At 71.7% G+C, this 5,283-nt stretch carries 6 protein-coding genes and 1 pseudogene; 4 read left to right on the plus strand and 3 right to left on the minus strand.

Going from position 1 to position 5,283, the window contains the following annotated elements; translation table 11 throughout:
- The 3 genes and pseudogenes from A9O63_RS17865 to A9O63_RS17875 form a co-directional block, all read left to right on the plus strand.
- Positions 1–200 (plus strand): annotated as a pseudogene (locus A9O63_RS17865) (molybdenum cofactor guanylyltransferase MobA); the annotation flags it as partial.
- On the plus strand, positions 197–1,555 hold the full coding sequence (gene mobB / locus A9O63_RS17870) for a molybdopterin-guanine dinucleotide biosynthesis protein B (protein WP_069333128.1): 1,359 nt from the start codon (positions 197–199) through the stop codon (positions 1,553–1,555). The pseudogene A9O63_RS17865 and the gene mobB, both read left to right, overlap by 4 nt.
- Positions 1,552–2,142, plus strand: coding sequence for a GNAT family N-acetyltransferase (locus A9O63_RS17875; RefSeq protein ID WP_069333129.1), 591 nt, complete (start codon positions 1,552–1,554; stop codon positions 2,140–2,142). The genes mobB and A9O63_RS17875 overlap by 4 nt, the downstream gene beginning before the upstream one ends.
- Positions 2,143–2,154: 12 nt before the next feature.
- Here the strand turns inward: A9O63_RS17875 and A9O63_RS17880 are convergent, their stop codons facing one another.
- From A9O63_RS17880 to A9O63_RS17890, 3 genes are read right to left on the minus strand one after another with little or no spacing between them, the layout of a single operon-like run.
- Positions 2,155–2,880: a lysophospholipid acyltransferase family protein gene (locus A9O63_RS17880; protein ID WP_069333130.1), complete on the minus strand. Its 726-nt coding sequence runs from the start codon at positions 2,878–2,880 to the stop codon at positions 2,155–2,157.
- 1 nt (position 2,881) lies between these two features.
- Positions 2,882–3,784, minus strand: a complete 903-nt coding sequence (locus A9O63_RS17885; RefSeq protein ID WP_069333131.1) for a cell division protein FtsX — start codon at positions 3,782–3,784, stop codon at positions 2,882–2,884.
- Positions 3,781–4,452, minus strand: a complete 672-nt coding sequence (locus tag A9O63_RS17890; RefSeq protein WP_069333132.1) for a cell division ATP-binding protein FtsE — start codon at positions 4,450–4,452, stop codon at positions 3,781–3,783. The genes A9O63_RS17885 and A9O63_RS17890 overlap by 4 nt, the downstream gene beginning before the upstream one ends.
- 163 nt (positions 4,453–4,615) lie before the next feature.
- Here A9O63_RS17890 and A9O63_RS17895 point away from each other — a divergent pair.
- Positions 4,616–5,283: zinc-ribbon domain-containing protein (locus tag A9O63_RS17895; RefSeq protein WP_205631855.1), on the plus strand; the 668-nt coding region annotated here is incomplete at its 3' end.

The raw sequence follows: 5,283 nt of genomic DNA on the forward strand, positions 1-5,283 counted from the left end.
ATCCGGCCTGCGGCCTCTGGCCGGTGGCCGTGGCGGACGATCTGGCCGCGTGGCTCGCTGCGGGCGAGGCGCGCGTCATGGGCTTTGCGGCGCGGCATGGCGCCGCACGGGCTGGATTTCCCGACGAAAACGCCTTCCTCAACCTGAATGCGCCCGAAGACCTCGCGCGGGCCGAATCGCTGCTGCGGAAGGATGCATGAGGGTCTACGGGATCATCGGCTGGAAGGATGCGGGCAAGACCGGGCTCGTCGAGCGGCTGGTGGCGGCGATCGCCGCCCGCGGCTTCAGCGTCTCGACCGTGAAGCACAGCCATCATGACGTGGATCCCGATCCGCCCGGCAGCGACAGCCACCGCCACCGCGCGGCGGGCGCCGCCGAAGTGGTGCTGGCGGGGCCCCGCCGCCTGATCCTCACGCGCGAGCATCGCGGCGAGGCGCCGCGCCTTGCCGCCATCCTCGAGCGGATGGCGCCGGTCGATCTGGTGCTGGTCGAGGGCTACAAGACCGAGCCCCACCCGAAGATCGAGGTCTTCCGCAAGGCCGCGGGCCAGCCGCTGCGGCAGCCCGAGGATCCGTGGGTGCGCGCGGTGGCGAGCGACACGCAGATGGCCCTGCCGGTGCCGGTGCTCGATCTGGACGAGACCGAGGCGCTGGCCGACTTCCTGCTCGCCGATTCGGGGCTGGTGCGGTCGGGCTTCGACACGGTGATCGCGGTCGACTGGTCGGGCGCCTCGGTGCCCTCGCCGCGCAAGCCCTCGTCGGATGCGATCTGGATCGGGGTGGCCTCTCCGCTCGGCGAGACGGTAAGCTATCACCGCACCCGCGCCGATGCCGAGGCGCATCTGAACGACCTCTTCGCCTTCGAACTGACGGCGGGGCGGCGGGTGCTCGCGGGCTTTGACTTCCCCTTCGGCTATCCCGAAGGCTTCGCGCCGCGCCTGACCGGGCAGGCCTTCGCGCCCGCGCTCTGGGACTGGCTCGAGGCGCGGATCGAGGACGGGCCGGACAATGCCAACAACCGCTTCCAGTTCGCCGACCGGATCAACGCGGGCTTTCCGGGGCAGGGGCCGTTCTGGGGCCGTCCGGGCGGGCTCGCGCTCGACCATCTGCCCGACCGCAAGCTCTGCGACCACGAGGCTCTGGGCATCGCCGAGCGCCGACGGGTCGAGCAGGCGGTGCCGAAGGCCCATCCTGTCTGGAAGCTCTATACCACGGGGTCGGTGGGCTCGCAGGCGCTGCTCGGGCTGCCGGTGATCGCGCGGCTCCGCCGCCGCTTCCACGCTCAGGCCTGGCCGTTCGAGCCCGCCACCGGCCCCATCGTTCTGGCCGAGATCTACCCGTCGCTGCTCGGACCTGCGATCTCCAAGGCCACGCGCGACGGCGAGATCAAGGATTCCGCGCAGGTGCGGCTGATGGCACGGGCGCTCTGGCGGATGGCGCGCGACGGCTCGCTCACAGCGCTTCTGGCGGATGTGCCCGACTGGCCGGGCCGGGCCGAGGAGGGCTGGATCCTCGGCGCGGGGCAGGCCGAACAGCTGCGGCTCGCGCTGATATGAGGATCGAGATCCGGCAGGGGCTGCCGCCCGGGCAGCGGCGGCTGGCGGCCGAGCTCTACTGGCAGGCCTTCGGCGGCAAGCTCGACCGGGTCATGGGGCCCGAGCCGCGGGCGCTGGCCTTTCTCGAGCGGGTGATGCGGGCCGACCATGTGCTGGCGGCCGTCGATGCCGAGGGCCGGCTGCTGGGGCTCGCGGGCTTCAAGACGCCGGTCGGCGGCTTCGCGGGCGGCACCTGTGCCGACATGCGCGCGGTCTATGGCATCTGGGGCGGCACATGGCGCGTGCTGGTGCTGCGGGCGCTGCAGGGCGATGTCGACAACGACCGGTTCCTTCTCGACGGAATCTGCGTCGCGCGCGACCGGCGCAGCGAAGGGATCGGCAGCGCCCTTCTCGACGCGATCTGCGCCGAGGCCGTCCGGCGCGGCTATCCCGCGGTGCGGCTCGACGTGATCGACACCAACTGGCGCGCCCGCGCCCTCTACGAGCGGCAGGGCTTCATCGCGATCCGCAGCCACCGGATCGGGCTTCTGCGCTATGTCTTCGGCTTCGATGCCGCCATCACCATGGTGCGCCCCGTGGCCGGGTGAGGGCCGGGCCGCTCAGCCCTGCCTGGCCTCGGCGATCAGCCGGTTCGAGGCGCCCTCGATCGCGGTCTCCAGCTCGACCATGAAGGCCGCGGCCGTGTGGCCGGGCTGGATCGGCGGCAGGAACTCCACCACCGCGGTGCCGGGGCGGCGATAGATCCCGTGCCGCGGCCAGAAGACCCCCACATTGGCCGCGACCGGATAGCAGGGCTGCTCGAGCTGGCCGTAGAGGGCGGCGGTGCCCATCTTGTAGGGCAGGTGGGCGCCCGGGGCCACGCGCGTACCCTGCGGATAGATGATGAGCTGGCCCGGCGTCGCGCGGCCCTTCTCGACATCGGCCATCATCTTCTTGATGGCCGCGCCCCGCTTGCCGCGGTCGACCGGGATGAAGCCCGCCTTGAGCGCCATCCAGCCCATCAGCGGGATCCAGGCCAGCTGCTTCTTCATGATGAAGCGCGGCGCGGGCAGCACCGAGAAGAGCAGGATGGAATCGAGGAAGCTCTGGTGCTTCGAGGCGATCAGCGCGCCGGTCGTGGGGATCTCGCCCCGCACCTCGGTCCGCAGCCCCGCGATCCAGCGCAGCGTGAAGCGCGTCCAGCGCGCGAAGATCCGCATCCAGACCGGCGCCCACTTGCGGTCGACCAGCACCAGCGGCGTGAAGGCCAGCGCGATGGCGATCATCGAGACATACATCACGATGTTGAAGAGGATGGACCGGATCCATTGCAGCGCGGTGCGCATGTCAGGTGAGTTCCTTCAGTTTGCGGAAGGCCGCGGCACGGGTCGCGAGGAAGGCGGTGACGGCGGCGACGGGCGGCAGGAGGAAGGGCAGAAGCCACCCCGCGCCCTGAAAGCCGAGGCCGGTCAGGACCCCGCCCGCCGCATCGGCCGAGGGCAGCAGCATCACGGCCACGAGACCGGCGGCCGTGCCCGCCGCGGCGCCCGCCAGCGCGCGCAGCGTGAAGCGACGCACGAAGGCCCGCGCGATATAGATGTCGCGCGCCCCCACGAGGCGCAGCACGCCGATCACCTGCGCATTGGCCGCGAGCGAGGCATTGGCCGCCAGCGTGATCATCGCGGCCGTGCTGGCGAGGATGAGCAGGATCGAGACCGTGCCCAGCAGCCGCAGCCGCGAGGCCGCGGTGGCCAGCGGCTGACGCCAGCGCAGATGGTCGTCGAGGATCGCGCCCGGGGCCTCGGCCGCGAGGCGCTGGCGCAGGCCCTGCGCATCGTAGCCCTGGCCCTCCTCCTGCAGCTCGATCAGCCGCGGGATCGGCAGCGTGTCGAGGGGCAGATCCGAGCCGAACCAGGGTTCGAGCAACGCATGTTCCTCGGCGTCGGTCAGCGCGCGGGCCGAGGCCACGCCCGGCGTGGCGGCCAGCAGATCGAGCACGGCCTGCGTCTGCAGCTCCATCTGCTCCTCGGGCGCCGAGATGCGGATGGTGGCCGTGCGCTCCAGCGCCTCGCCCCAGCGGTCGGCGAGCCGCCCCGCCGCCAGCGACAGCGCCAGCGCAAAGACGGCGAGGAAGGCCATCGTTCCCGCGGTGAAGCCCGTGAGCCAGGCCGTGTGGCCCGAGGGCGGCACCACCCGGTCGGCCTGCCGGTCGGGCGTCGCGATCTCGCTCAGCAGCTCGCGCAGGGTCACAGGTCCGCCCCCGCCAGCTGGATCCGGCGGTGCGAGATGCGCAGCACCCGCGCCGCCACCTGCTGCTTGGCGCTGCGGATGAGGTTCAGATCGTGCGTGGCGACAAGGATGGTCGTGCCCATCCGGTTCAGCTCCACCAGAAGCTTCAGGAGCCTGAGCGACATCTCCCAGTCGAGGTTGCCGGTGGGCTCGTCGGCCAGAAGCAGGTCGGGCGAGGTGATGATCGCCCGCGCCACCGCGGCCCGCTGGCGCTCGCCGCCCGAGAGCGAGGGGGGCAGGGCGTCCGCCAGCTGCGACAGGCCCACCCATGCCATCAGGTCCGACAGATCCTGCATGTTGCTCTCGCGCCCGGTCACGGTCAGCGGCAGGGTCACATTGGTGGCGAGGGGCAGATGGTCGAGGAACCGGCAATCCTGATGCACGACGCCGATCCGCCGCCGCATCCGCGCGACCTCGTCGCGGTCGAGGCTGTGGACCTCGCGGTCGAAGATCGTGACCGTGCCCACGGTGGGCAGCAGCTCGCCGTAGCAGAGCTTGAGGAAGGTCGACTTGCCCGACCCCGAGGGGCCGGTGAGGAAATGGAACGAGCCGGGCGTCAGCCGCAGCGAGACCTCGGACAGGAGCTCTCCCCCGCCGTAGCTGTAGGCGACATTGTCGAAGGCGATCACGCCGTCACTCCCCTGGGTCCCCGCGAATGCGGCCGCAGTCTTAACCGACCTGTCTGCGGTTTCAATGCGGCTCGGTGCCGGGCGGGCCACAGAGGCTTGGATGGCGGGGGCAACGGCGCTACAAGGTGGGGCAAGAACCAGAAAACGGGGCAGGACGAGGGACATGCGGCTGATTTGCCCGAATTGCGACGCGCAATATGAAGTGTCCGACGAGGCGATCCCCCCGGAAGGCCGCGATGTGCAATGTTCGAACTGCGGTCACGGCTGGTTCCAGCGCCCGGTCTCGCTGATCCGCGCGGAAGGGATCGGCGCGCCGCCCCCCTTTGCCGCGCCGCAGCCGCTCGATGCTGTGGCCCTGCCGTCGCAGCCCGATGGAGAAGAGCCCGCGGCCGATCCTCGGCCCGAAGCGCCCGCCCTGCCGCCCCGCGAGGATCGGCCGGAGACAGTCGGGAAGCCGGACACCGAGCCCCGCGCCGAGGCCGCCCTGCCGCAGACGGCCCAGGCTGAAACGGCGGCTGGGCCGGAGGCCAGGCCTCCGTTCGGCGCCGTTGCGTCTCGACCCGAGCAGGGAGAGGCCGCCCGCCTGCAGGGGGCTTCGGCCAGACCTGTGCCGCCGTCCCTGCCGCCGATCGACGAGGACGACGACGACGAGGAAGAGGACGAAAAGACCGCCGAGTCGCGGAGGCTCTGGGCCGGAACGGTTGCCCCGCCCAGCCGGAGCCTCGACGAGGGGCTTCTGGCCGTCCTGCGCGAGGAGGCCGAACTCGCCGCCCGTCAGCGTCGGGCCGAAGCGCCCGCCCGGCCTGCCGTCGCTCCGACGCCGGAGCCCGT

Source organism: Cereibacter johrii, from assembly GCF_001720585.1.
Lineage (GTDB): Bacteria > Pseudomonadota > Alphaproteobacteria > Rhodobacterales > Rhodobacteraceae > Cereibacter_A > Cereibacter_A johrii.